The following is a 24731-nucleotide window of genomic DNA, read 5'->3' as shown; positions in this document are numbered from 1 at the left end:
GGCGTGCGAGCCGGGGCTCAGCACTGGCCCTGGCACTGCTGGTCGACGCAGGTGCCGATGGCCTGGGCCTTCATGCCCGACGGGCCGAACGGGCCGCCGTTCATCTGGATGACGTTGCCGCACGGCCCGAGGCAGTCGATGCCGCCGCAGCCGGCCATCTGGGCGCAGTCGCGGATCGCCTGGCAGCCGGGGTCCTCCGCGCAGATCTGCAGCTCCTCGAGGCACTCGGTGCAGGCGCACTCGCCACACGGGTCGCCCGGGTTCACCTCGTCGAGGCACTGCATGACCGGGTCGTCCGTGGTGGTGCCGTCGGTCGTCGTCGTGCTGGTGCTGGTGTCCTCGGTCGTCGTGCCGGGCTCGGTCGTCGACGTGGTCGACGTGCCGGGCTCGGTCGTCGTCGTCTCGGGCTCGGTCGTCGTCTCGATCGGGCCGGACGTCGAGGTCAGCGGACCGGTCGTGGTCGGGTCGTCGCCGGTGATCGAGGTGCCGGTGCCTTCGGTGCTCGGCGTGTTGGTGGTGCCCGGCTCGGTTGTGCCGTTCGTGGTGTCCGTGGTGTCCGTGGTGCCCTGGGTCTCCTGGACGTTGGTGTCGCTGGTCTTGCCGTCGTCGCCGCAGGCGCCGAGAGCGAGCAGGCCGAACGCCGTCACAGAGCTGAAGAAGAAGTTGCGAATCATTAGGTCAGTGCCTCCTGAGGGGGCGCCTGGCGCCCTTTCCGCCGCACCCTAACACGCCCCCCGGGCAGGTGAACCAGAAAGGAGCGAAAAGGCGCTCGTGTTCGCGGACTGTGACGCGCTTCACAACTGCGTAGCAGCCCCGCGCGCCGGGCCCGTCGCGGCGCTCGCAGACGCGGGCGCAGCGGGCGACGCGGCGACCTTCTGCAGCATGTCGAAGCGGGCCTGATAGAGCTCGGCGATCCGCGCCAGACCCTCGATGTGGTGGCCCTGGCCGGCGAATTCGACCAGCGTCACCGGCTTGCCGAGCGCGCGGGCCTTCTCGTAGAAGGCGCGCGACTCGCCGACCGGCACGCGCCAGTCGTTGCTGCCGTGGGTGAGGAGCAGCGGCGCCGCGAGCCGGTCGACGTGCGTCAGCGGACTGCGATCCTTCATGCGCGCCAGGTCGTCGGGCCGGCTCGGGTCGCCGCTCTCGAGCACCACCCAGTCGGGGATGTTGCACTGGTCGTGGAAGCTCTTGATGTCGGAGAAGCCGGCGTGCGCCAGGCCGAAGCCGAACTCGTAGATCTCGTTATGTCCCTTGGTACCTGGCGGAAAGGTCAGGGCGCGCATGGTCGCGTAGCCGCCGTGGCTGCCGCCGAACACGCCGATCTGCGCCGGCCGCAGGCCGAGGGTGCGCTCGGTCCAGCGGGCGACGTGGAACAGGTCGACGATCTCGTCGCCGCCGAGGTCGCGGTCGTTGAGGGCGGCGAACGCCTTGCCGAAGCCGTCGCCGCCGCGCACCGTCGGCGAAACCACGGTGAGGCCGGCCGCGCACATGACGTGGGCGAAGGTGCTGTAGCGGTTCTCGCCGCCGTAGAACGCCTCGATCAAGGCGAGGCGATGACTCGGGTCGGCCGGGGCGTGCAGCGGGGTGAGCACGAAGGCGTGCAGCTCGCGCGGCTTGCCGGTGGCCTTGTCGCGGTCGAAGGTCGGGATCTTGACGCGCTCGGCCTTGCACTGGACGACCGCCTCGCGCACCGCCGGGGTGAGGCCGACGCTCCAGCCGCGGCCGAACGCCGGGCCCTGGGCGTCGGCGAGGACGCTCTGGACGTTGAGCTCGAAGTACTGGTCGGGTGCCTCGTGGGTCCAGAGCACCCGGCCGCCGCGGCCCTCGAGCACGTCGGCCGCGCCGGGCAGCTTGCGCGCCGCGAGGACCTTGCCGCTGCGCGGGTCGATCACCGCCAGCGACGCGCCGAGCGGGCTGCGGTGCACGCCGACCACGCCGATGTCGGTGATCGACGCCGAGGTCAGGTCCTCGGTGAAGCGGGTGAGCTGCTTCATCGCGCCTGTCTTTCGGGACATGCTGAAGAGGTTGCGGTAGCCGTCGTCGTTGGCGAGCAGGAGCGCGGTGTCGGCGTCGAGCCAGCCCTCGAGCAGCTCGGCGTCGGTGCGCGTGAGCTTGGGGTCGGTGACGACGCGGACGGCCGGGCGCGCGGCGGTCAGGTCGACGGCGACGAGCTGGGTGCGGTTGCGGTCGCCGTCGACCTGGGCGGCGAAGTAGACCTCGCGGCCGTCGGGCGAGAACCGCGGCACCGACCATGTGAACGACAGTGCAGGCGTATCGCAGACGACCTCACGCGCCGCCTTGCCGGCGACGTCCATGACACGCAGGCAGGTGCGGTACGGCGGCGCCACACCGGCGCGCGGGAGGTAAGCGATCTGCGATTCGGCGTCGTCGAGGCCGAATCCGTAGACGTAATCGTGGTCGGTGACCTGCTCCAGAGCGCCTGTCTTCAGATTCAGGGTCCACAGATTCATGTGCTCGTCATTGCGAGCATCGGCGTGCAGCCATAGCGTGTCGCTCTCGGCGTGGTGGTGCAGGCGCCACAGGCTGCGCTGCGACCAGTCGACGTCCGAGACGGTGACGGCCCGCGCCAGGCTCTTCGCCTCGTCGCCGGCGAGGTCGAGCATCTGCAGCTCGTAGCGCTCGCCGGTCTTGAGCACGAACAGCTTGTCGGTGCGCAGGCTCGGCATCCATTGCACATACGGGAAGCCGGTGAGGAACGGCGCGAGGTCGACGGCGCGGTCGAAATAGCGGACCACGCCGGCCTCGCTCGCGGGCTTCGCCGCGCCCGCGGGCGGCTCGGCGTTCGGATAGGGCTTCGCCGCGTTCGGGGGCGCAGGCGGCGAGCAGGGTGAGCGACGCGACGAGGGGGCTGCGCATGGCCCTACCCTGCTAGCAGCCCACCGGCGCCCAGGGCAAGGGGGCGCCGGCAGCGGCGCGCGGGTCAGAGCGGATTGGCCTGGGTCATCAGCAAGCCGCCGAACTCGGTCGGGTTGTTGTTGGTGCAGTAGGGCAGCACGCCCTTGCCGGCGGCCACGCACTCGGCGATCACGGTCGCGCGGGCCCACGACTGCCGCCGCGGCGTGTTGAGGCACACCGCGCCGTTCGGGCCCCACTTGGCCTCGACCGGCCAGGCGGTGCCGGGCTCCTGGATGCTCCACTTGTCGCTCACGTCGATCGGGTTGCCGTTGATGGTGTGGGTCACGCCCGTGCCGCAGTAGTCGGCCCGGATCATGCGCACCGCGGCCTGGTGGGCGTCCTTCAGCGGGGTCGCGCCGGCGCTCCGCCACGGCGCGTAGCCCCACTCGACCGCCTTGGCCAGGGCGGCGCCGCGGCAGGCCCAGGTGAACGCGTCGGCGTACTCGAGCCGGCTGCCGGTGCTGTCGTCCCACGCGAAATTGAGGGCGATCGCCTCGGTCGGGTTGCTGGCGCCGTCGCGGCACAGATAGTCCCAGGTGACGGCGTCGACCTGGTAGCGCACGTCGTTGAAGTAAATGTCGGCGTCGGTGCTGCTCTGCACGACGCTGACGATCCGCAGCTTCTTGTTCTCATAGTTGCCGGGCACGACCTCGTAGTCGAAGTCGTACTCGGCGCCCGCGAGGTCGGCCCCCGAGCGCTGGATCGAGTCCAGCAGCGCGGTGATGAGGCTGCCCGCGGTGATGGCGAAGTTGTCGAGCTCGGATGTGTTCATGCGCATGCCGTTCATCCGCATCCCGTTCATCCGCATCCCGTTCATTCGCATCCCGTTCATCCGCATCCCGTTCATCAGCGGGCCGTTGAGCTCGACGCCGTTGTCGATCACCGTGCGAAACGTGATGCCGTCGTCGATCGGCGTGCCGACGTGGGCCTGCTCGATCGGCTCGTCGCATCCGACCAAGGCGACCGACAGCGCAGCGACCGCGAAAATGTTCTTATCAAGCGAAAACGAAAGCATGTCGTCCCTCCCCGAGCACCGGCCAATCCGGCGCCACCGTCCCCTTCATAACGCGGGCGGTCCGATTTTACGAGCGACGCGACGCCGCGAAATCTTCGCAGCGCGGCGCTGTCCGGGCGCCCGCCCAGCGCCCGCTCGCGGGGTCTTCGACTATTGTCGACTGTCGCCTCCGCACCCGCGAATCATCGCGCAGAGCGGATGACCTCTTCACGATCCGCCGGTCGGCCGTGTCGGCGGGATCGAGGCGCAGACACGCAGCCCGAGCGTCGAATCGCGGGTGTCCGGAGACCACGGATAACGGTTGACCGAGCGACAGGTCACCTCGTCGTAATAATAAGCCCCGCCGCGGATGATGCCCTCATTCGCGGCCAGGGACGAAGTCGTCCACTCCCACACGTTGCCGACCAGATCGTCGACGCCGAACGGGCTGCGCGAGGCCGGGTGAGCGCCCCCGACGTCGGGACCGCCGTGCTCGGCGACGCGGGCGTAGGTCTCGTCGAAGTTGGCGTCGGCGCGCGTGATCGTGTCGGCGTGGGGGAAGTTGCGAGCGTCGGCGCCCCGGGCCGCGCGCTCCCACTCCCACTCGGTGCAAAGCCGGGCGCCCGGGACGCGCCCGGAGCGATCGAGCCAGGCGAGGTACGCGAGCGCGTCGTCCCACGAGATCGCGGAGACCGGCATGTCGAGCCAGTCCTGCTCCGCCAGCACCTCGCGCCCGGCGTACTTCAGCAGCTCGCCCGCGCGGGCGGCGTACGTGGCCTCGCCGGCCTTCATCACCAGCCGCCAGCCGCCCCCTTCCGGCTCCAGCCGCACGCCGACGTGGAACTTGTCGGCCTCGACGCCCGGGGTCCGCAGCGCTCGCTCGGCCGCGGGCAGGTCGTCGAGGAAGGCGATCCAGTCGCGATAGGTCGTCTCGCGCCGCGCGATCGCGTAGCTGCCGGTGACGACCTCGTGCTGCGGCGCGGCGAAGAAGAACTTGCGGCGGATCGTGTCCTCGTCGGCGCTGCCGAACAGCGACGCGCCGGCGGCCACGAACGCGAAGCCGGCCGGGATCGCCGAGGCCGGCGGGAGGTCGAGGGCGAGCCTCCGCTGCTCGGCGCGCCGAAGCAGGACGGGGTAGAAGATCGGCTCGCGCCCGTCGACCGCGATCTCGAGCAAGTACGAGCCCGGCGCCAGCTCGAGCGGCGCGACTGGAGCGGAGCCCAGCTCGCGCGGCTCGACGAGGACGTAGCGGTGGGCGTCGTCGCGCTCGTAGCGGGCGATCTTCACGCTGGCGGCGTCGGGCCCGACCGCGACCGAGAGCGACGCGGGCGCGCTCCAGCGGGCCTGCCGCGAGCCGTCGTCGTAGAGCTTCACGCGGGCGATCAGCTCCTCGGCCAGCTCGGGCCTGTAGCGCTCCTCGGCCAGCACCGCCCGCTCGTACAGCGCGTCGGCGATCAGCTGCTTGGCCTCGGCGTGCAGCGGGTCGAAGCCGAGGGCCACCTCGGAGGCCGAGATCGCCTCCTTGTAGGTGCGGTCGGCCTCGTCGAAGCGCTGCAGCGTGCGCGCCCACTCCTCCTCGCCGCCCGGCACGTCGCGCGCGTCGAACTTGCGCAGGGCCTCCACGCGGCTGGTCTCGGCCGCCTGGTCGTGCGCGTGGGCGGCGGCGAAGGCCTTGCGCGCGCGCGCGAGCTGGCCGTCGACCTTGCCCGCCAGCGCCCGCGCCTCCTGGACCTTCACGCCGGTGAACGCGAGCCCGGCGACGAGCGGCAGGGTCGCGACCGCGGCGCGCCGCAGCCAGCGACGACGCCGCAGCTCGGTCGCGCTGGCGGTCAAGAACTCGCGCTCGCGCGCCCGCAGGCTCGCGGCCTCGAGCTTGTCGGCCTCGCCGAGCTGCTCTGCCGTCCACAGGCCGACGCGGCCCTGGCCGAGGCGCTGCCACTCCACTGCCGCCTGCTCGAGGCGGTGACGGATCTCCCGCGACTCGCGCTCCTCGTTGATCCACCGCTGCAGGGTGCTCCAGTTGCGGATCAGCGCCTCGTGGGCGATCTCGTGGACCGTGCCGTCTTGGGCCTCGCGCGCGACCACGAGGCGGCCGCGGACCAGGGCCTCGAGCGCGGCCTCGCTGGCCGGGTCGGCGCTGACGAGGTCCTCCAGCGGCAGGCTGGCGCGCGTGTCCTCGATGGTGACGAGGCGCATCAGCAGGCGGCGCACCGCGATCCGCTGCGACGGCGGCAGGCCGGCGACGACGTTGTCGGCGTGACGCGCGAGGGCCCCGGTGACGCGACCGATGCGCTCGAGATCGGCGGCGGTGATGATCTTGCTGCCGGCCTCGCGGGCCTCCCACAGCTCGGCGAGGGCGAACTGCAAGAGCGGCAGGCTGCCCTCGACGCCGGCCTGGATCAGCTCGTCGACGAGGCCCTCGGACTCGAAGTGCACGCCCTGCAGCGCGGCCGGGCCGACGATCGCCTCGCGCATGCCCTCGCGCGTGAGCGGCGTGAGCAAGTAGACCGCGGGGTTGATGAACGGGCCGAGCTGCGGCAGCGCGGCCGCGCGGGTGAGGAAGTCGCCGCGCACGCTGGCGAGCAGGCGCAGGCTCGGGATGCCCGAGGCGAAGGCGGTGAGGAAGCGGCCGAACGGCTCGACCTGCGGCGCCTCGCTGAGGGTGACGAGCTCCTCGAGCTGGTCGATGAAGAGGATGAAGCCGCGGTCCTTGCCCTGGCGGCGGGCGAGCAGGCGCACCAGGCCCTCGGGCTCGCCCATCAGGAGCGTGCGCAGGGCCTCTTCTTTCAGCGTGAAGTGAGAGGCGAGCGCGGACACCAGCGTCTGCAGCGGGCGCCGGCCGGGGATCATCGCCAGGCTGCTCCACGTGCGACCGCCGACCCCGGGCGGCTCGCTCGCCTGCGGCAGCACGCCGGCGCGGCACAGCGACGACTTGCCGACGCCCGAGTCGCCGGCGACGAGCACGAACGACTGCACGCGCAGGCGATCGACGACCGCGCGGATCTCCTGGACCCGGCCGAAGAAGACCGCGCGGTGGCGGGCCTCGAAGGCCTGCAGGCCGCGGTACGGGTTGCCGTGGATGACCTCGGCGATAGGTCCCGTGGTGAGCAGCAGCTCGAGCGCGGTGCACAGCTCGTCGGCCGAGGCGAAGCGGGTCGTCGGCGAGCGCTGCAGGCAGCGGTCGATCAGCGCGGCGAAGCGGGCGTCGACGCCGGGCGCGACCTCCTGCAGCGGACGCGGCACTGTCTCTTGGGACAGGCGGGCGAGCTCGAGGGTGCTGCTGGCCTCGATCGGCGGGTGACCGGCGCACAGCATGTAGAGCAGCGCGCCGAGGGCGTAGATGTCGGAGCTGCGGGAGGCCGGCTCGGCGCGCCACAGCTCGGGCGCCATGTAGTACGGCGTGCCGACGAGCACCTCGGAGCTGTCGTCGTCGGGGGCGGCGCCCGACAGGCGGTCGTCGAGCGAGGCGACGAGGTCGACGCGCGGAGACCCGAACTGGACGGTGTCGCCGAGGTGGTCGTCGGTGTCGACGACCACGGGCGGCGGCGTCTTGATGTCGGGCAGGCGCGGGCCGCCCTGCGGGACCAGCTTGGCGAGGCCGAAGTCGAGGAGCTTGATCTCGCCGAACTCGTTGCGGATGACGTTGGCGAGCTTGATGTCGCGGTGCAGCACCCCCTGGCGGTGCGCGGCGGCCAGACCGCGAGCGAGGCCGACGGCGATCGTCAGCGCCTCCTGCCACGGCAGCGCGCCCTTGATCTCCGACAGCGGCTGGCCGCGGACGTACTCGGAGATGATGTAGAGCCGGCCCTCGAGCTCGCCGATCCGGTGGATCGACATCACGTTCGGGTGGGCGATGCGGGCCGCCGCGCGCGCCTCGGTGACGAACCGCTCGCGCGTGCGCGGGTTCGCCTCGCGGGCGTTGATGAACTTGATCGCTACCGGCCGGTCGAGGATCGTGTCGTGGCCGAGGAACACGACCCCCATGCTCCCGCTGCCGAGCACGCGGACGAGGCGGTACTCATCGAACTGTTGCGGAAGGGTCCATTCGCCGCCGGCCGACATCGCTTGCGCGTCGACCGCTCCTTTCAACGTTTCCTGGATGCCGGCAAGTATATACGGCGCAGGCGCCGCTCCGAGGCGCTGCGGGCCCTTCGCTCAACCGACGGCCCCGCCGGTCCTGGCCATGCGCCGCTCGCGGATGCGCCGCTGCGGGCGTCGGCACCGGAGCCGTGGGCCAGCCGTCGTCCCTCGACCTGATACAAGAACTCGAGCGCGCCGTCGAAGCTGCCGCCCTCGCCGACGACCTGCACGACGATCGTGCCAGTCCCGGCGCCGATCTCGAGCACCAGCCGGCGCGAGGTGCCGTACAGCAGCATGAGCAGCAGCGCCACGCCGAACAGGCCGTAGGTGATCGTCCGGTCGTACTCGAGGGCGGCGATCCCGAGCACCGCGGTCACTGCCGCGAGCCACAGCAGCCACGGCAGATGATGACGTCCCAAGCGGACATACTGCACCGCGTCGATCGGGATCGACGTCAGCGCCGCCGACGAGCCCTCGCGCGCCTCCTGCCAGATCCGGTGAGAGGTCAGCGTGACGTCTCGCCAGTTGGAGATCAGGTGCTCGCCGCGCAACAGCTTGCGGTTCATACGGTGGCGAGGATGCTACCGCCGCCGCGAGGGGCGAGAAAGCGCGGCGCCGAAGCGGTGGGGGCTGGGTTATCCTGGGCCGCTTGTCGGTGCGGACGCTGCTGACCCTGGTCGCGAGCGGATGGCTCGTACACGCGGCCTGTGACGCCTCTGCGGGCCCTCCGGCGCGCGCTGCCGAGCGACCGGACGCGGCCGCGGTGCCGCTGGCGACGGCGTTGCCGGTTGCAGCTACACCGGACGGCGCAGCGTCCGCAGACAGCGACTGGGGCGGACCACCAAGGGCCGCGGGCGAGCCTGTGCCGCTGACGCCGTCGCAGGCGGCCGCGCTGGAGCGGGTGCGGTCCGAGCGGATCTTCGTCACCCCGCTCGAGCACTTCACGGTCAGCAACGAATACCGCCACGCGCTGTGGTTCCCGTTCGTGCGCGAGCTCGGCGGGGTCTACGTGGGCGTCGCCTCCGACCAGAACTACACGCTGCTGGCGGCCGCTCGCAGCGAGTTCGCGTTCCTCGTCGACATCGACCGCCAGGTCGTCGACCTGCACCGGATCTACGCGGCCCTCATCGCCGCGGCGCCCGACCCCGCGGCGTTCCTGGCGCTGTTCGAGGTGCGGGCCCGCGGCGCGGCGCACGAGGCGATCGCGGCGGGGCTGGCGAGCGACAGCCAGGACCGGCGGGCCCGGGCGCTGGCGCTGTTCGAGGCCCAGCGCGAGGCGCTGGTGGTGTACCTGCAACGGGTGCGCGAGGAGCAGGCCGGCTCATGGTTGGCCGACCCCGCCGCGTACACCTATGTCCGCAAGATGTTCGCGGCCGGACGGATCCGCGTCCTCCAGGGCAACCTCACCGGCCGGACGACGATGGCCGACATCGCCGCGGCCGCCCGCGCCCTCGCGTCGCCCGTGACCGTCCTCTACCTCAGCAACGCCGAGGACTATCTGTTCTACACCGACCGCTTCGCCGCCAACGTCGCGGCGCTGCCGAGCGACGCGCGCAGCGTGCTGCTGCGGACGATCCACGACCGCTTCCCCGGCTGGGAGAGCGCCGAGGGCGACGCGCGCTGGAACTACCAGGTCCAGGCGCTCCCTGACTTCCAGCGCCGACTCGGGGAGCGCTCCCATGGCCGCAATCAGGACCGCACGTCGATGCTGACCGCGGCCCTCGCCGCCGGGGCGGTCGAGCGCAAGGCTCGCGGGGTGAGCGTGATCGCCCTGCACACGGCCAAGCCCTCCGGCGGGGGAGATCTCCTCATGGCCCGCGCCGGCGACTCCGTCGACGCGCGGCGAGACTGACGCCGCGGGAACGTCGTCGATCGCAGGTCCCTTCGGACATGTCCCGCGGTGCGATCTCCCGCTGGATCGACGCGAGGCGGGCCCTGGGCAGGCAGCACTGCGTCAAGGGTCGGGTAGAGAGGGCCGCGAGGTTCACCGAGTCTTGCCGAGCGCTCTGGTCGCTCGGATAGGTCTCCTCGCGGTCCTCCCCCCACGGATCCGGACGTGCAGATTTCCCGCATCCGGCTCTTCTTGTCAGAGGTTCGCTGAGCGGTACACGGAGTGCACGACGCGTGGCAGTGGGAGTGGGAACCTGGCCAGGATGGTCTTGGAGAAGCGCGCCGCGGAGAGTCTCCGTTGCGAGCGTCGCCTCAGACTCTTCCACCAGGCGAGCTCGACCCAGTATCGCAGCCTGCGAAGAGCACGGAAGTTGCCCGTGATCCCGTAGTACTGGTCGTGTCCGCGGAGCTTCGCCGCGAGTATCTTCGCCTGATAGGCCACGGGTGCGTGGAGATGCTGGCGACACCAGTCGGTGATCGCTCGCACCGCCCGCGTGAAGCGCGACCGCATCGTACTGCGCAGCACGGCCCACCCGCCTCTTAGCGTCTTCGCCCACGTGTGGGTGAAGCCCAAGAAGTCGAACGAGCGCGACTGACCCGGTCCGCTTCTCGGCGCTTCGTCGCCGCGAGGGCGCTCGAATCGCAGCAAGCGAGTCTTCTCCGGATGCAGGCGCAGGTTGTACTGCTCGAATCGCTTCGGCAGCACGGCCTGCACTCTCCTCGCGTCGTCCTCGTGCTCGAAGCAGATGACGAAGTCATCGGCGTAGCGGATGAGGAACGCCTCGCCACGCATGCGCGGCAGCACGTCTTCGACCCACCATCGGTCGAGCACTTCATGCAGGTAGATGTTCGCCAGCAGCGGCGAGATCACGCCCCCTTGCGGCGTGCCCGCCTCGGACCGTCTCACGACGCCGCCCTCGAGCACACCCGCGTTCAGCCACTTGCCGACGAGGCGTACGATCACCCCGTCGCTCACCCTCTTGCTCAGCAAGTCCCGGCAGACCTGATGATCGAGCGTGTCGAAGAAGCTCTGGACGTCGACGTCCAGCACCCAACCGATCCGCTTGTTCATCAGGCCCCGCCACAACGCCTCCAACGCTTGATGCGCGGAGCGCCCGGACGGAAGCCGTACGAGAAGTCGTAGAACTCCGTCTCGTAGAGCGGCTCCAGCACCATCGCCACCGCGCGCTGCAGGACCTTGTCCTCGTGCGTCGGGATCCCGAGCGGCCGCGTCTTGCCGTCGCCCTTCGGGATCTCCACGCGCCGCACCGGCGGGGCCCTGTACAGCCCCGTCTTCGCGGACCCGAGCAGGCGCTCGAGGTTTCCCTCGAGGTCGCGCTCGTACGCCTCCGCGGTCACGCCGTCGACCCCGGGTGCCGCATCCTTGCGCGTCATCCGATGGGCCTCCGTCAGCCACTCGATGTCGATGTGGTGCGCCAGCGTCCTCAGCGCCGTCCCGGGCATCTGCTGCGCAAGCTTCGCTATCCGATCTTGTTTCGTTGAGATGTTGGTGGGTTTCGGTGTTCCCGACATCTTTCCCTCCTCGGTTCTCTGACAAGGCGCCCCCTTCCCTCCGCCGGGTCCTCGCGGGTCGAGTTCCCCGGCCTCCTCGGTACTACGAGGCGCTCCGACTCCCTGCTGCCCTTCCACGCGCGCTTCGGTTCGCCCTCGCGTCGCATGTACCACCTGTCCGTGGAGACAGCAGGGCCTCCCAAGTTCCTGGGTGACCCCCTTGCACACGTGCCGTGTTCCACGACCCCGGAGGAGTCCTCGGGAACGACCGAGCCTTCAGCCCGAGGATGTTGCCTTCCGCCGCATGTAGAGCGTCGGCCTCCTCGACTTCTGAACCTTTCGAGGCTGATTCCACGGCCCACGTGCTCCCTGTGTACGCTTCGCGTTTCCGTCTCCGGATCCCGCGCAACACTCGGTTCCGGCCGGGACTCGGCCTTGCCGGACGAGGGCAGGTCCCCTCGCACAGGGTCACTCTCAAAGGTTTCTGCTTCCTTGCTTCCTCCTTCGCCAGGCTTCCTTGGCGCACACATGCTCGATCGAGCATGCCATTTTTGAAGATGTTCACGTCGTCGCGCCTCGTCCCGGGTTCGCGAGCGCCGCGTCGGCAGCGAACCGCCTCAGCTCGGCCGCCGCGCTTCGCTCCTCACACCGCGAGCACGGCGTCGGCGGCGGGGAACAGCAGGACGACCTCGACCTGCTTCTTCTCGAGGCCGGCCTGCTCGGCTGCGGCGGCGCGCCAGGCGGACACCGCGTCGCGGTAGCCCTTGGCCCGCTCCTCGGCCTCGGACAGCTTCTCGATGTTGTCGAGGCAGAGGCCGTAGACGGTGGCCTTTTGCACATGTCCCTCGAGACCGATCGCGTCGAGCTCGCCGAGGTCGAGGTCGAGGTCGAGGTTCGGGTCGAGCTCGAGCACGAGGCGGGCGATCTCGCCGGTCTGGAGGGCGCCGCTGCCGTCGAGGCGGGCGAACGGGATCTGCCGCTCCACGCGCGAGGCGGCCGGGTCGCGCTCGCCGCGGCTCAGCGCGGCGCGCAGGTTGGGGCCCTCGAGCACGCGCAGGAACTCCTGCACCCGCGCGCGCACCCACGTCTCGTCGCGGGCCGGCGTGGCGGCGCGGACGATCGCCTCGAGCCGCGGGGTGCTGGGGTTGAACTCCTCGAACCAGGCGATCTCGCCGAACAGCGCCCGCATGGCCGCGCCCCACTGCGACAGCGGCGTGTCGGCCAGGTGCATGTGGTCGGCCACCGTGCGGCCCGGGTCCTGCGCCATCACGGCGGCGCGCACCAGCGGGCCCTGCGAGGGCAGGAAGCTGAGGCTCGTCGGCTCGCTCGCGGTCGCGTCGGCGGCCGGGCGCTCGCCCGCCTGCGGGCGCGACGACTCGAGGTGCGGGTCCGACGGGTCGAACACGTCGGGCGCGACGTAGGCGTGCGGCGCCAGCCAGCTGCGGTCGCCGTACTCGAACAGCACGCTGTCGGGCTCGACCGGCCCCTCGTGGAGCGCGTGGATCAGCAGCGCCGAAGCCTTCGCCGGCGCGCCGCGGCTGCCCTCGCTCGGCGGGTCGACCAACATGAACAGGCCCTCGCGCGCGCGTGACCGCGACGTAGAGGAGGCACAGGCTCTCGTGGGCCAGGCGGTCGATGTGCTGCTCGAAGATCGGGCGCAGGTCGTCGAACTGCTGCCACATGTCCTTCGAGACATGTCGAGCGATCCGCACCACCGGCCCGGCGTCGCCGTCGCGCTCGTAGACGACCTTGAGCGTACGCGTCGAGGCCAGCTCGATCTCGAGCTCGGGCAGGATGACGATGTCGAACTCGAGGCCCTTCGACTGGTGGACCGTCATCACCTGGACCGCGGAGGCCGCCGGGTCGGCGACCGGGCGGGTCTCGACCATGGCGACGAACTGGTCGCAGCGGAGGGTCCGCCGCTCGTCCCACACCTGGGCCAGCTGGATGAGCTGCATGCAGCGACGGTACTGCCGCTCGTCGACCTGGCCGGCGATCGCCCGCACCCACTGCTGCAGCGTCGGCGCCAGGCCGTCGCTGGCGATCTGCCGGCGCACCCGCGCGGCGACGCGGCGCTGCAGGTTGCGGTCGTCCTTGTCGAAGCCGACCACCTGTCCCAAAGGACTGGCGAACACGTTGAAGCCGGCGATCGAGTGGTCGGGGTGATCGGCGAGGCGCAGGAGGTCGAGGATCGCGTTGACCGCCGGGGCGTCGGTCAGCGGACCGCCGCCGCGGCCGGTCGCGGGGATCTTCAGGCGCGTGGGCCCGAGCTCGTAGAGGACGCGGCCGACGGCGCCGTTGGTGCGCAGGAGCACGCCGATCGTCTTGCCCGGGTGGCGGTGGTACAGCTCGGCGACCAGCGCCGCGGCCTCCTGCAGGCGCAGCGCCTGGCGCTTGCCCTGGTCCTCGCAGCGACCGACGGCGCGCACCTGGACGTAGCCGGCGATCTTGCGGGTAGTGGTGTGCTGCTCGAACTCGGAGTCCCAGCGCCTGGCGGCGTACGGGTAGCGCAGCAGCGTGGGGTTGTCCTTGAGGTTGGTGAAGATCTTGTTGACGACCTCGATGACGGCCGGCGACGAGCGGAAGCTGGTCGCCAGGGTCTCCTTGTGCAGGACCTGGCCGCCTGGCCGATGGAGCAGGTCGTCGAGGCGCGAGAGGATCTCCGGGCACGCGTTGCGCCAGCCGTAGATCGACTGCTTGACGTCGCCGACGCAGAAGAAGCTGCGCTCGTCGGTCGAGTAGGAGACGGTCTCGTCGACGATCGGCCGCAGCGCGTTCCACTGCTGGATGCTGGTGTCCTGCATCTCGTCGAGCAGGACGTGGCGCAGGCGAGCGTCGATGCGGAAGCAGATCTCGTCGAGGTGGCCGGCGAGGTCGGCCTGGGCGAGCGCGACGGTGAGGTCGGCGAAGGTGAGGACCTTGTGCTCGCGCTTGACCCGGCGATAACAGCTGTCGAACAGCTGCAGCAGGGTGCAGGTGGCCCGCGTCTGCTCGATGACGCGGCGGCGGAACACCCCGCGCGCGTGGCTCAGGAGGCGCCGGTAGGCGAACACGGTGCCCGGGGCGATCGGCTTGTTGTAGTAGACGAGCTCGTTCTCCGCGACCTTCTTGGCCAGGCCGGTGGTGAAGAACTCCATCCAGTCGTCGGAGCTGCCGGTGCGACACTGCTCGGCGCGCTGACAGTCCTTGGTGTGCGCCTCGATGCCGCGCTTGCCGAGGTCGGTCGGCACCGCGAAGCGCAGCGCCGCGATCGCGTCGTCGAGCTCCTGCTCTCCCAACGTCGGCTCGGGCGCGATCGCCTCCCACGCGGAGGTGTCCTGGGCCTCGCGGTAGAGGTCGTAGAGCGAGCTGACCGTGTTGTCGATCGTGTCGGTGACGGCCCGCTCCGAGCTGCCCTCGGTCAGCGACGCGAGCAGCTCGATGATCGCCTCGGTGTCGCCCTCCTCGAGCATGAGGCCGATCGCCTCGCGGCGGAGACGGAAGGCCTCGTCCTCGTCGACGATCCGCGCGTCGGTCGGCAGGCCGAGCTCGAGCGAGAAGCAGCGCACGATCGTGCCGAAGAAGCTGTCGAGCGTGCGGATCTGCAGGCGGTGCAGGTTGTTGGCCAGGCTGGCCAGGAGGTCGAGCACGCGCGTGCGCGCGAGGTCGCGGTGCAGGCGATGCCCGAGCTCGTCGCGCTTGGCGGCGTCGTCGGCGGCCTCGGCGAGGGTGCGCAAAATTCGATCGCGGATCTCGCCGGCCGCGGCGCGGGTGAAGGTGCTGGCCAGGATCGAGTACGGGAAGGCGCCCCGGCTCAAGATCTGCAGGTAGCGGTTGGTCAGCTGGTAGGTCTTGCCCGAGCCCGCGGAGGCGAGGATCCGCATGTGCTCGAGCCGGTGCCCGCCCGCGAGCCGCGGGTCCGGCGGCAGGTCGAGCGCGGCCTCGGCGACCCGCTCGGCCTCGGCGATCACCGCCAGGACGTCCTGCCGCGGCGCGGGCGGGACTTCTTCGAGGACCTGCGACCTGTCCTTTCGCGCATGTCGCTTGCGCGCGTGCGGCGGGTCGAGCACGACGGCCTCGGCGAGAGCGATCGCGTCGGCGAGGCTGTCCGCAGGTTCAGGTCGATCGGAGGCCTCGCGGTGGCGATCGAGGGCGTCGAGCTCGCCGAGACCGGCGCGCATGTCCTCGGCGACGAGCTCTCGCTCGGCGCTCAGCTCGGGGTCCGCAGGTTCGAGGCGCGACCACTCGAGGTCTTCGGAAGGAACGCTCTCAAGACCAGGCTCGCGCTCGGAGTGAGAGTCAAGACGGGCCTCCGCGGCGCGGGCTTCCGCGCGGCGAGTGCGCATCCCTCGACTCCTGGGCGCCGACCTCGGCGGTCTTCTCGGGCTTGGCGCCGCGCGAGCGCTGGCCGCAGAAACCGAGCGCTCCGCGTCCGTCGGCTCCGCGAGATAGCGGTCATCGAGCGCGATACCCCAAACCTCGGGCTTGCCCTCGAGGATAGGCCGCTCCGCCTCGCCCGTGGCTCCCGCGACGACGGCTCCTGAGCTAGCCGGCGTGTCGCTCGCGCCCCGCGATTCACTCGCTCGCGCGTCCGTCGTACGCCCCTGCCTGTCTGTCGGGACAGATTCGCTCGCTCGCGCGTCCGTCGTGCGCGCCTGCCCGTCCGTCGGGACAGGCCCACCGGAGGCGTCGCTCACGCGGCGCGGCTTCTTGTCCGCGGGGGCAGGTCCGCCTGTCGGCGTGTCGCTCGGCGTCCTCCTGTCCGAAGGGACAGAGCTTCCGACCTGGCTGTCGCTCAGGCCGCGCGCCTGCCTGTCCGTCGGGACAGGACCGCCGGCCTGCGCGTCGCTCGCGCCGCGCGCCTGCCTGTCCGTCGGGACAGGCCCGCCGGCCTGCGCGTCGCTCGCGCCGCGGGTCTTCCTGTCCGTCGGGACAGGTCCGCCGGCCTGCGCGTCGCTCGCGCCGCGGGTCTTCCTGTCCGTCGGGACAGGTCCGCCGGCCTGCGGGTCGCTCGCGCCGCGGGCCTGCCTGTCCTCGGGGACATGTCCTTCGCCGCCGCGGTCGCCCTTGCGGCCGCGCTTGCGCGGCTCGGCGATCGGCTCCGCGGGCTGCGGCGCCGGCCGGGCGGCTGCTTCGGCGCTGCGGGCGAAGGCGCCGGCGACCGCGTTGAAGAGGTCGCGGGCCGGGCGGGCGACCTGGCGCGGCGCGGGTCGGTTGCGCCTGGCCTTGCGGACAGGTGGGGGCTGGGCCGCGGCCGCCTCGGGCTCGCCGAACAGCCACAGCGACTCGGGGCGCGGCGGCTTCTCGGGGTCGCTCACGCCTCGGCCTCCAGGTCGTCGGCGCCGCCGAACACGCGCGTCTGGCAGATGTTGGCGAAGTCGTCCTGGTAGCGGGCGGCGAAGTCGCCCATGATGTCGAAGCGGCCGGCGCGGATGCTGCGGACGATGTCTCGCGCGGTGCCGACGGCGTCGTCGAGGTCGGCCGGGGTCCAGCGCGCGATGTGCAGCGCCTCCTGCTCCGGCTTCTTCGGCAGGTTCATGTAGGCCAGCTGCACCGGCCCGGTGTAGCCGTGCTGGGCCGCGAGGTGGTGGTAGAGCGGCAGCTGCAGGTCGCTCCACTGGCTCGCCGAGCCGCGCGCCGCCCGGTGGGTCTTGTCGGGGCTGTGGCCGGACTCGCTGGTCTTGTAGTCGATGATCATCCACGAGCCGTCGCGGACGTTTTGATCGATGCGATCGATCTTCCCCTTGATCCGCATCGGCGCCTGATCGGGAATTTGCAGATATGTCTCTTCGGGCAGCTCGAACTCGCAGCGGCGGATCTTCCACCCGTCGGCGCGGCGGCGGGCCTGGTGCGGCGCGAAGGCGACGAGGCGCTGGCGCAGGCGGGAGATCTGGATCCGGATCGCCGGCAGCGGGCGCGCGCCGAAGGTGTCCCGCGCGCGGTCGTCGAGCACGCCGTCGAGGTACTTGGCGATCGCCTCGGGGTCGACGCTGTCGGCGATCGACGGGTCCTCGCCGAAGCGCTGCAGGACGTCGTGGGTCAGGTTGCCGAACTGCAGGGCGTCGAGCTCGACGGCGCTGTCGTCGACGAGGCGCAGGCGGCGGACGTACTTGAGGTAGTAGCGGAACGGACAGCGCAGATACCAGCCGAACTCGGTGACCGTCATCGCCGGGGGCTCGACGGCGGGGCCGGGTTCGGGGATCCGGAAGCCCGAGGTGGCGCCCGAGGGCGGGGCGCCGTACGGCAAGGCCCAGCGGCGCGCGTGGTTCGGATCGCAGAGGCGGAGGATCCGCGCGGGCAGGCGCTCGAGGTCGCCGGCGAGCAGGAGCCGCGAGGGCGTGAGCGGCTCGCCGTCGGCGGCCTGGCGACCGGCGATGAAGGTGCACTTGACGCGGCTGCGGCGGATCGCCTCGATGAGGTAGGCGTCGCGGGCGTAGCGGCGGCCGTTGCTGAGCACGCCGAGGTGCTCGCGCAGGCCGTCGGGCAGGAACGCGTCGGCGGTGACCGCCTGCGGCACGGCGCCGTCGTTGCACCCGGCCAGCACCAGCACCGGCGCCGGGTCGTGGTGCAGCTCGAGCCAGCCGAGCATCTCGATCTGGCCCGAGCGCGGATCTTCCGGGACGCGCAGGCCGGCCAGCTGGGCGAGCACGAGGCGCAGCGCGGTCGGACCGTCGACGTCGGGCTGGAGGCCGGGCGCGGCGCCGGTGAGGCCGCCGAGATTCTTGGCGATCTCGATGCAGGTGTTGGCGACGCGCTGGTCGCTGATCGCCTTGGCGTGGACGTCGAGGTGGCCGTAGGCGTTGCGCAAGACCTCGAGGATCGGCTCGAACCACTGCGTCAGCGGCCGGCGGTCGCCGACCAGCGGCGAGTACAGCTTGGCCACGATGTCGTGGAGGATCTGCATCCGCCGCGCGACCTTCTCGTCGCCCAGCCAGGCGCTGCCGAGGTTGTCCTGCAGGTGCTCGGTGTGATAGCGGTCGAGCACCGTCAGCCACTCGACGATCGTGTGGTCGTCGGCGGCGACGTCGCCCTTGCTGTCCTTTGAGCCCTGTCCTTCGAGACCTGCGCTGAAGGGCACGTCCTCGGCGACCTGCTCGACCGGCTTGCCCTCGGCCCACTCGGGCGCGGGGCCGGCCTGCGGCTTGGCCTTGCCGAGCAGGCGGCGGACGAAGCCCTCGACGTCGGGGTGGCGGATGAGCGCGGCGAACGGGAAGAACCGCGAGTCGCGGACCCACTCGAGGCCGGCCTGCAGCAGGCGGAACGGGCGGCCGTGCAGGGCCAAAAGGCCGCGCGGGTCGTGGACCGCGATGTCGGCCCACTGCCCGGCCTGGGTCATGGTGGGCGCGAGCTTCTCGTCGCCGAGGCCGATCGTGACCTCTTCGGGGCGGTAGGCGCCGCGAAGGTCGGCGAGGCAGCGGATGACGGCCTGGGCCTGGTCGGCGGGGCGGTCGGCGATGACGAGCTGCTCGTCGGGGATCTCGATCGGGCGGCCGGACCAGAAGTTGCGCTCGACGCAGCCGTCGGCGTCGAAGCCGGCGTAGAGGTGCTCGGGCGCGTGGATCAGGGCGGTGGCCCGGTCGCCGTAGGCGCGGACGATGGCACGATGGACGCGGGCGAGGTCGACGACGCCGACGAGCACGAGCTGGTGATCGGGGTCGACGGGGGTGGCGCCGTCGACGAGGGCCGCGATGACCTCGCGGCGGCGCTCGTGCGGGCAGATGCGGTCCTCGCGGGCGAGGCGCTCGCGGTAGCGGGCCTCGAGGCGCTCGAGCACGGCCCAGCGCTCGGCCTCGCGGTCCATGTTCATGCGCGCGGCGACGCGGGCGACGTCGCGGAGCGCGAGCAGCTCGGCCGACAGCTCGTCGACGACGCCGACGACGGTGCCCGCGAGGTCGTGCCAGGCCGGCCAGTCGTAGAAGTCGGGGCGGCTCGGCAGGAGCGGCGTGATGTGCTCGGGGCGGGCCTCACGCAGGACGTGCATCCACGCGAGGGTGCACTCGAGGGTCGAGGCGGTGCGGGAGTCGCCGGGGACCAGGAGCTCGGCGAGCGCCCCAGGGGTCAGGACCTGCGGCGGGACCAGGCGGAGGCCGCGCTCGGCGCATTGCCGGAGCAGCAGGTGGAGCAGGACGCGACCGGCGCGGGCGCCCGGCAGCACGCAGCGGACCGCCCGAAGGTCGCAGCGACGACCTTCGGCGTGGCGCTCGATGAGCCAGGCGGCGGCCGCGGGGAGCAGCGGCCCTTGCCAGTCCAACCATTGACGCTGCATGGGCCTCTCGCCGGACAGGCAACCTACGAAACGAAAGGGGCCGTGCAAGGGCCGCGGCGCGCCGGAGATCGCTCGAGCGGGCCTGGGGGCTGCTAGATCCATCGGACAGATCGGACAAGGGACCGCCGCGAGTGTGAGGTCCGATACAGACTCGGAAGTTCGGCCCATCGCCGGAGATTCGCGGCTTTTTGCGGCCTCGCCGGATTTGTCGAAAATTTGACAGGCTCGGCCTCGGCGCCATGCCCGTGACCCTCACGCGCGGCAGAGGTCGGCGTCCGGCGGGGTCGGCGTGGTAGCGTGAGGACCGGGTGTTCACGACGGTCTTCGCCGCGGCCGCCATGGTCCTGACCCTGGCCCTGCCGCCCTTCCCGCAGGGCCTGACCATCCTGATCACGATGTACCTGCTGCTCGTGACCCTGGCGGGCTTCGGCGGCTTCCTGCGCTCGTCCGCGGCCAGAGCGCAGGTCACCCTGCTGCTGCCGTGGGTGCTGGCGCTGATCGTCGGGCTCGCGGTCGGCACGATCGGCGGCAACTCGCTCGGGCAGTCGCTGGAAGACGCCCTCTCGTACCTGCTGTTCGCCCTCGGCCTGTGCGCCGGGCGGGCCGCGAGTCGGCCGCGGTGGCTGTTCGCGGCGATCCTGCTGGTCGCGGTGGTCGACGGCCTGGCGTCGCTGTACCTGATGCCGACGTGGGACCTCAGCCGTTACCGGTCGGTCTACAACTACTTTAAGATGGCGATCGGGCACCCCCTGGTCGGGCTGTTCTGCGCCACGTTCCTGCTGCACTTCGTGCAGAGCCGGTCGCTGCGGCGGGTCTGCTCGCTCTCGCGCGCGGTGCTGGTAGTCGTGGTGATCGCCACCGTGAGCCGCGGCATGGTCCTCGGCATGGCGCTCGGGTGGCTGACGAGCCTGTCGATCCGCTCGCCGCGGAAGGGCGCGCTGGTGGTCGGGCTCGGGGTGCTGGCGGCGGTGGTGTTCGCCACGGTGCTGTCGGACTTCGCGGTGACGTACCTGCGCCTGGGGCAGCAGGGCACGGTGGACGCGCGGGTGCGGGAGATCGAGGAGTGCCTGCACATCTTCGCCGAGAACCCGATCTTCGGCGCGGGTCTGGGCGCGGAACTCGAGGTCGACGGCCATCATGCGAGTTACGTGCACAACATGGTCGCGTACCACCTGTGGAAGTTCGGGCTGTTCGGCTCGGCGCTGTTCGCCCTGCCGGTGTTCTCGCTGGCGCGGCAGGCGATGCGCACGCCGGTGCACCTGCGCGCGACGATCTTCTCGGGCGCGGTGGCGGTGATGCTGTACGTGGTCACGGCCGCGTCGTACAAGAGCTACATCCTGGTGCCGATGGTCGGCATCGTGGTCGGCGCGGCGCTGCAGGTCTCGCTGCCGGCGCGAGCCCAGGTGGGCGGCTCGCCGGCGCTGCAACAACATGTCCCGAGGGCCCGCTCATGACACCGTTCGCCGTCGTCATCCTCACGCGTGACGAGGAGCTCAACCTGCCGAAGGCGCTGGCGTCGATCGCGGGCCGCTGCCCGGTGCTGATCGTCGACTCGCACTCGGTCGACCGCACCGAGGCGGTCGCGCGCGAGTACGGGGCCGAGTTCGTGGTCCACAAGTTCGAGGACTACTCGAAGCAGCGCAACTGGGCGCTCGAGCAGGTCCAGGACCGCTTCGAGTGGATCTACTTCCTCGACGCCGACGAGGAGTTCACGCCGGCGCTGTGGGACGAGGTGCAGGCGACGATCCGGCGCGACGACCTCGACGGCGCGTACGTCCGCTGGGACGTGCGCATCCTCGGGCGCAAGCTCAAGCACGGCGAGTTCACCCACGCGATGATGCTGCGGCTGATGCGGCCGACGGTGGCCCGCTTCAGCCGCGGGATCAACGAGCGCGTCGACGACAAGGACCTGCGGGTCACCCTGCTCAAGGCGCGCATGATCCACCGCGACGCCAAGCCGATGTCCGAGCTGTTCCGCAAGCACGTCGGCTACGCGGCCCGCGAGGCCAGGGTCTACGTCGACGGCCTGAGCCAGCAGCAGCGGCTGGCCGAGCTGCACCTGCGCACCAAGGCCGGCCGCGTGGCGGTGCTGCGGCGGATCTACAACAAGCTGCCGCTGTTCGTGCGGCCCTTCATCAACTTCAGCCGGGCGATCGGCCTCGGCGCCTGGCGCGACGGGATCCCCGGGGTCCTCCACGCCGGCATGCACGCGCTGTGGTACCCGATGCTGATCGACCTGCTGATCCACGAGGAGCTGCTGCGCCGCGCCGGCAAGCTCGACGAGGAGTTCGCGCCCCGCTGGGGCGGGGAGGACGCGTAGTGGCGGCGCGCTTTTTCAAAGAGCTGCTGACGCGGGTCGGCGCGCGCCTGTCCTCGCGGACAGTTCACAGGCTCAACGCGACGATCAACTACGTCGAGGTCGGGCGGTGGATGGCGGCCCGTGGGTTCGACACGTCGCGCCGCGCGGGGCATCGGTTCGAGATTTACGAGCAGATCGCGCGCGAGCTGGGGGCGGCGCAGGTGCTCTACCTCGAGTTCGGCGTCCACCGCGGCGAGTCGATCGCGCGCTGGGCCGAGCTGCTCCCGGGGACAGGCTGCCGCTTCGTCGGCTTCGACAGCTTCGAGGGCCTGCCCGAGGACTGGACGGCGATCGACCGCAAGGGCACGTTCGCGACCGGGGGCGCGGCGCCGGTGGTGAGCGACGGGCGGGTGTCGTTCGTCAAGGGCTGGTTCGACGCGACGCTGCCCGAGTTCGTGGTGCCGCCGCACGAGCGGCTGGTGCTGCACTTCGACGCCGACCTCTACAGCTCGACGCGCACGGCGCTGCAGGCGATGGAGCCGCACATGTCCGTCGGGACATATCTGCTCTTCGATGAGTTCGCCGACCGCAACCACGAGCTGCGCGCGTTCGAAGAATTCTGGGCGACCCATCCCGAGTGGGGCTTCCGCCTGGTCGGCTGCGACCGGATCCTCGCGCGCGTGGCCTTCGAGAGGGTGCGGTAGTGGGCGACCGGGCGAGTGACGCGCGGTGAGCGAGGCGCGACAGCAGACCCCGCGCGGGCACGCGTCGGCGTTCGTGTGGATGGCCGGGCTGTCGGTCGTGACGCTGCTGCTCGGGGCCACCCGCGAGTTCTTGATCGCCCGTGAGCTGCGGGCCAGCGGCGCGGCCGACCTGTTCTTCCGCGGCCTGGTCGCGATCTCGGCGGCGCGCATGGTCGGCCTGTCGCTCTACCGGTCGCGGTGGATCCCCGCACCCCGCGAGGTCCTCGGGACAGTGCTCTTGCGACAGGAACGATGGGTCAGCCTGGCGATGGCCGTGGTCGGCGTGGCCGCGCTGCTGGCGATCGTCGGGCCGCGCGCGTGGGCGGACCCCACCGTGTGGGTGTTCGCGCTCGGCGTGGGCCTGGCGGTCCACGGCTCGGCGCTGCGGGCCCTGGCCGAGCGGGCCGGACGGGAGCGCCGCGGCTTCGCGCTCGAGTGGGGCATCCCGTTGGGGACGATCGCCGGGGCGACGCTGCTGCCGGGCGGGGCCCTCGGACCCTCGCTCGGGCTGGTGGCGGGGCTGGCGGTCGGGGTGGTCGGGGTGTGGCCGGCGGCTCGCTGTCCCGGAGGACATGAGACGAAGGACATGCCCCATGAGACACCCGGAGGACGACCGCGCTGCTGGTCGACGCCCTGGTGTACGCCAACCTCGGGCTGCTCGACGCGGCGCTGTCGCACCTGTTCGCCGTCGGCGGGTTCGCGCGGTTGAACTACGCCTATCTGTTCGTCAACGCCGCGATCATGGTGCCGTCGGCGGCGGCGACCGTGGTGGCGCTGCGGGCCTCGGCCGGCGATCCCGCGCGCGCCCACGCGGCGCTGCGGCGCTGGGCGGTGCTCGGCGGGGTGGCCGGTGCCGTAGCGGTCACGGCGGTGGGCCTGCTGTTCGCGTGGGCGCCCGCCGCGGCAGTGATCGACCGGGCGATCGGCTGGGACGTGTCGGCGCAGACGGGGGTGCTGATCTTGTGGAGCGCGCCGTTCGCCGGGCTGCGCCTGGCCAACACGATCGGCCGGCAGTCGCAGGTGGCCGCCGACCCACGCGGGCTGCTGGCCTGGGACCTCGGAGGGATCGCGGGTCGAGCGCTGATCCTCGGGTTCGGTGCCGGGCTCGTGGGGCTGATCGCGTCGCCGATCGGGCTGGCCTTCGCCGAGGTCGTGCAGCTCGGCGCGTGGTGGCGCGGCCCTCGACGCAAGGGCGAGTGACTTCTCTTCCGGGGACGGGATGCCCGGTCGCTCAGGGCACGAGGCGTCGCAGCGTCACGCGGGTGTGCTCGGGGTCGCGATCCGCGGCGATGAAGACGCTGTCGCACGGAGCGAGGAGCGGCGCGCCGTCGACGGTGCCCAGCGGATCGCCGATGGAGAGGAGTGCGCTCCGGGGGACCTCGATCGTGACCTGGCCGCGGACCTTCACGATCTCGAGGCGCGGGCCCGGATGAGCAGACGGCAGCGGTCGATGGGTGCGAGTGCAGATCGTCTCGATCGCATCGAGCGGGGCGTTGCGGCCGTGCGTGGCGACGCGGGCGGCGTAGGCGACGAGCGCGGGCAGATCGTCGGCGGTCCCCCAGCGGCGCAGACCCTCGACGGCGGTCTCACGCACTGCGCCGTCGCGGTCGAGCAGCAACTTCGCCAGTCGCGGAGCGACCTCGACCTGGCCACGCGAGAGCAACGCGTAGAGAGCGTGCCAGCGGATCGTGCCCTTGCGATGGCCGAGCGCGGCGATCAGCAGCTCGGCCGCGTCCGGGCCGGGAATCTTGGCGAGCGCGCCGACGACCTCGGCCCGATCGAGGGTCGCCGGTTGCTCGCGGACTTCACTCAAAATGTTTGCGGGTGGTGCTCGGCGAGCTGCATCAGGCACGCGTGGGCCTCGCTCTCGATCGCGCGGCGGCTGGAGCCCCTGGCCGTGGTGAGGCGGTTCTCGGTCAGGAGCGCGGCGAGGAACTCGCGGACGCTGGCGGGGCCGTGCGCGCAGTAGGCGGCGATGGTGCTCGCGGCGTCGAGGCCTCCGAGGGCGGCCAGCAGCGTCGAGAGGGTCGGCTCGGGCACGCGCGGAGCATC

The 24731-nt window shown here is 71.5% G+C and carries 17 protein-coding genes; 6 read left to right on the top strand and 11 right to left on the bottom strand.

What is annotated here, in order from left to right:
* Positions 1 to 17: 17 nt before the first annotated feature.
* From OV079_RS37770 to OV079_RS37750, 5 genes are all read right to left on the bottom strand, one after another.
* Positions 18 to 674, bottom strand: coding sequence for a hypothetical protein (locus OV079_RS37770; RefSeq protein ID WP_267774453.1), 657 nt, complete (start codon positions 672 to 674; stop codon positions 18 to 20).
* A 120-nt stretch (positions 675 to 794) separates the two neighbouring features.
* Positions 795 to 2756, bottom strand: a complete 1962-nt coding sequence (locus tag OV079_RS56555; protein WP_267774452.1) for a S9 family peptidase — start codon at positions 2754 to 2756, stop codon at positions 795 to 797.
* A 185-nt stretch (positions 2757 to 2941) separates the two neighbouring features.
* Complete coding sequence (locus tag OV079_RS37760; protein WP_267774451.1) at positions 2942 to 3874, bottom strand: ADYC domain-containing protein; 933 nt, start codon at positions 3872 to 3874, stop codon at positions 2942 to 2944.
* A 264-nt stretch (positions 3875 to 4138) separates the two neighbouring features.
* Positions 4139 to 7972, bottom strand: a complete 3834-nt coding sequence (locus OV079_RS37755) for an nSTAND1 domain-containing NTPase (RefSeq protein ID WP_267774450.1) — start codon at positions 7970 to 7972, stop codon at positions 4139 to 4141.
* 23 nt (positions 7973 to 7995) lie between these two features.
* Positions 7996 to 8556, bottom strand: a complete 561-nt coding sequence (locus OV079_RS37750; protein ID WP_267774449.1) for a hypothetical protein — start codon at positions 8554 to 8556, stop codon at positions 7996 to 7998.
* Positions 8557 to 8852: 296 nt separating this feature from the next.
* On the opposite strand from OV079_RS37750, the gene OV079_RS37745 reads away from it, so the two are divergent.
* Positions 8853 to 9842: an LIC_10091 family protein gene (locus OV079_RS37745; RefSeq protein ID WP_267774448.1), complete on the top strand. Its 990-nt coding sequence runs from the start codon at positions 8853 to 8855 to the stop codon at positions 9840 to 9842.
* Positions 9843 to 10076: 234 nt separating this feature from the next.
* On the opposite strand, the gene OV079_RS37740 is transcribed toward OV079_RS37745, so the two are convergent.
* From OV079_RS37740 to OV079_RS37730, 4 genes are all read right to left on the bottom strand, one after another.
* Positions 10077 to 10952, bottom strand: a complete 876-nt coding sequence (locus OV079_RS37740) for a reverse transcriptase domain-containing protein (protein ID WP_267770215.1) — start codon at positions 10950 to 10952, stop codon at positions 10077 to 10079.
* Positions 10952 to 11344, bottom strand: coding sequence for a reverse transcriptase family protein (locus tag OV079_RS56550; protein WP_267770216.1), 393 nt, complete (start codon positions 11342 to 11344; stop codon positions 10952 to 10954). Before OV079_RS56550 ends, OV079_RS37740 begins: the two co-directional genes overlap by 1 nt.
* A 665-nt stretch (positions 11345 to 12009) precedes the next feature.
* A complete protein-coding gene (locus OV079_RS37735) occupies positions 12010 to 16689 on the bottom strand; it encodes a UvrD-helicase domain-containing protein (protein WP_267774447.1) in 4680 nt (1559 codons plus the stop codon).
* Entirely contained in the window at positions 16686 to 19637 is a 2952-nt protein-coding gene (locus OV079_RS37730) for a PD-(D/E)XK nuclease family protein (protein ID WP_267774446.1), read from the bottom strand. Before OV079_RS37730 ends, OV079_RS37735 begins: the two co-directional genes overlap by 4 nt.
* Before the next feature lie 308 nt (positions 19638 to 19945).
* On the opposite strand from OV079_RS37730, the gene OV079_RS56545 reads away from it, so the two are divergent.
* The 5 genes from OV079_RS56545 to OV079_RS37705 are packed head-to-tail and all read left to right on the top strand — an operon-like array spanning position 19946 to position 23879.
* Complete coding sequence (locus OV079_RS56545; RefSeq protein ID WP_267774445.1) at positions 19946 to 21091, top strand: O-antigen ligase family protein; 1146 nt, start codon at positions 19946 to 19948, stop codon at positions 21089 to 21091.
* On the top strand, positions 21088 to 21957 hold the full coding sequence (locus tag OV079_RS37720; protein WP_267774444.1) for a glycosyltransferase family 2 protein: 870 nt from the start codon (positions 21088 to 21090) through the stop codon (positions 21955 to 21957). The genes OV079_RS56545 and OV079_RS37720 overlap by 4 nt, the downstream gene beginning before the upstream one ends.
* Positions 21957 to 22640, top strand: a complete 684-nt coding sequence (locus OV079_RS37715) for a TylF/MycF/NovP-related O-methyltransferase (RefSeq protein ID WP_267774443.1) — start codon at positions 21957 to 21959, stop codon at positions 22638 to 22640. The genes OV079_RS37720 and OV079_RS37715 overlap by 1 nt, the downstream gene beginning before the upstream one ends.
* Before the next feature lie 25 nt (positions 22641 to 22665).
* The gene (locus tag OV079_RS37710; RefSeq protein ID WP_267774442.1) at positions 22666 to 23388 is read left to right on the top strand and encodes a hypothetical protein; all 723 of its coding nucleotides are present in this window, start codon (positions 22666 to 22668) and stop codon (positions 23386 to 23388) included.
* Positions 23316 to 23879 carry a hypothetical protein gene (locus OV079_RS37705; RefSeq protein WP_267774441.1) on the top strand — a complete coding sequence of 188 codons (564 nt, stop codon included), beginning with the start codon at positions 23316 to 23318 and terminating at the stop codon, positions 23877 to 23879. The genes OV079_RS37710 and OV079_RS37705 overlap by 73 nt, the downstream gene beginning before the upstream one ends.
* A 31-nt stretch (positions 23880 to 23910) precedes the next feature.
* Here OV079_RS37705 and OV079_RS37700 read toward each other — a convergent pair whose 3' ends face one another.
* Positions 23911 to 24492 carry a HEAT repeat domain-containing protein gene (locus tag OV079_RS37700; RefSeq protein ID WP_267774440.1) on the bottom strand — a complete coding sequence of 194 codons (582 nt, stop codon included), beginning with the start codon at positions 24490 to 24492 and terminating at the stop codon, positions 23911 to 23913.
* Positions 24489 to 24719 carry a hypothetical protein gene (locus OV079_RS37695; protein WP_267774439.1) on the bottom strand — a complete coding sequence of 77 codons (231 nt, stop codon included), beginning with the start codon at positions 24717 to 24719 and terminating at the stop codon, positions 24489 to 24491. Before OV079_RS37695 ends, OV079_RS37700 begins: the two co-directional genes overlap by 4 nt.
* Positions 24720 to 24731 lie beyond the last annotated feature (12 nt).

Source organism: Nannocystis pusilla, from assembly GCF_026626665.1.
GTDB classification, from domain to species: Bacteria; Myxococcota_A; Polyangia; order Nannocystales; family Nannocystaceae; genus Nannocystis; species Nannocystis pusilla.
This window is presented reverse-complemented; position numbering and strand designations above follow the sequence as displayed.

What these genes read in the sequence shown, in the direction of transcription:
- OV079_RS37755 (WP_267774450.1), bottom strand. Translation starts at nt 7,972, where the DNA reads ATGTCGGCCGGCGGCGAATGGACCCTTCCGCAACAGTTCGATGAGTAC.
- OV079_RS37750 (WP_267774449.1), bottom strand. Translation starts at nt 8,556, where the DNA reads ATGAACCGCAAGCTGTTGCGCGGCGAGCACCTGATCTCCAACTGGCGA.
- OV079_RS56550 (WP_267770216.1), bottom strand. Translation starts at nt 11,344, where the DNA reads ATGCCCGGGACGGCGCTGAGGACGCTGGCGCACCACATCGACATCGAG.
- OV079_RS37720 (WP_267774444.1), top strand. Translation starts at nt 21,088, where the DNA reads ATGACACCGTTCGCCGTCGTCATCCTCACGCGTGACGAGGAGCTCAAC.
- OV079_RS37740 (WP_267770215.1), bottom strand. Translation starts at nt 10,952, where the DNA reads ATGAACAAGCGGATCGGTTGGGTGCTGGACGTCGACGTCCAGAGCTTC.
- OV079_RS37730 (WP_267774446.1), bottom strand. Translation starts at nt 19,637, where the DNA reads ATGCAGCGTCAATGGTTGGACTGGCAAGGGCCGCTGCTCCCCGCGGCC.
- OV079_RS37770 (WP_267774453.1), bottom strand. Translation starts at nt 674, where the DNA reads ATGATTCGCAACTTCTTCTTCAGCTCTGTGACGGCGTTCGGCCTGCTC.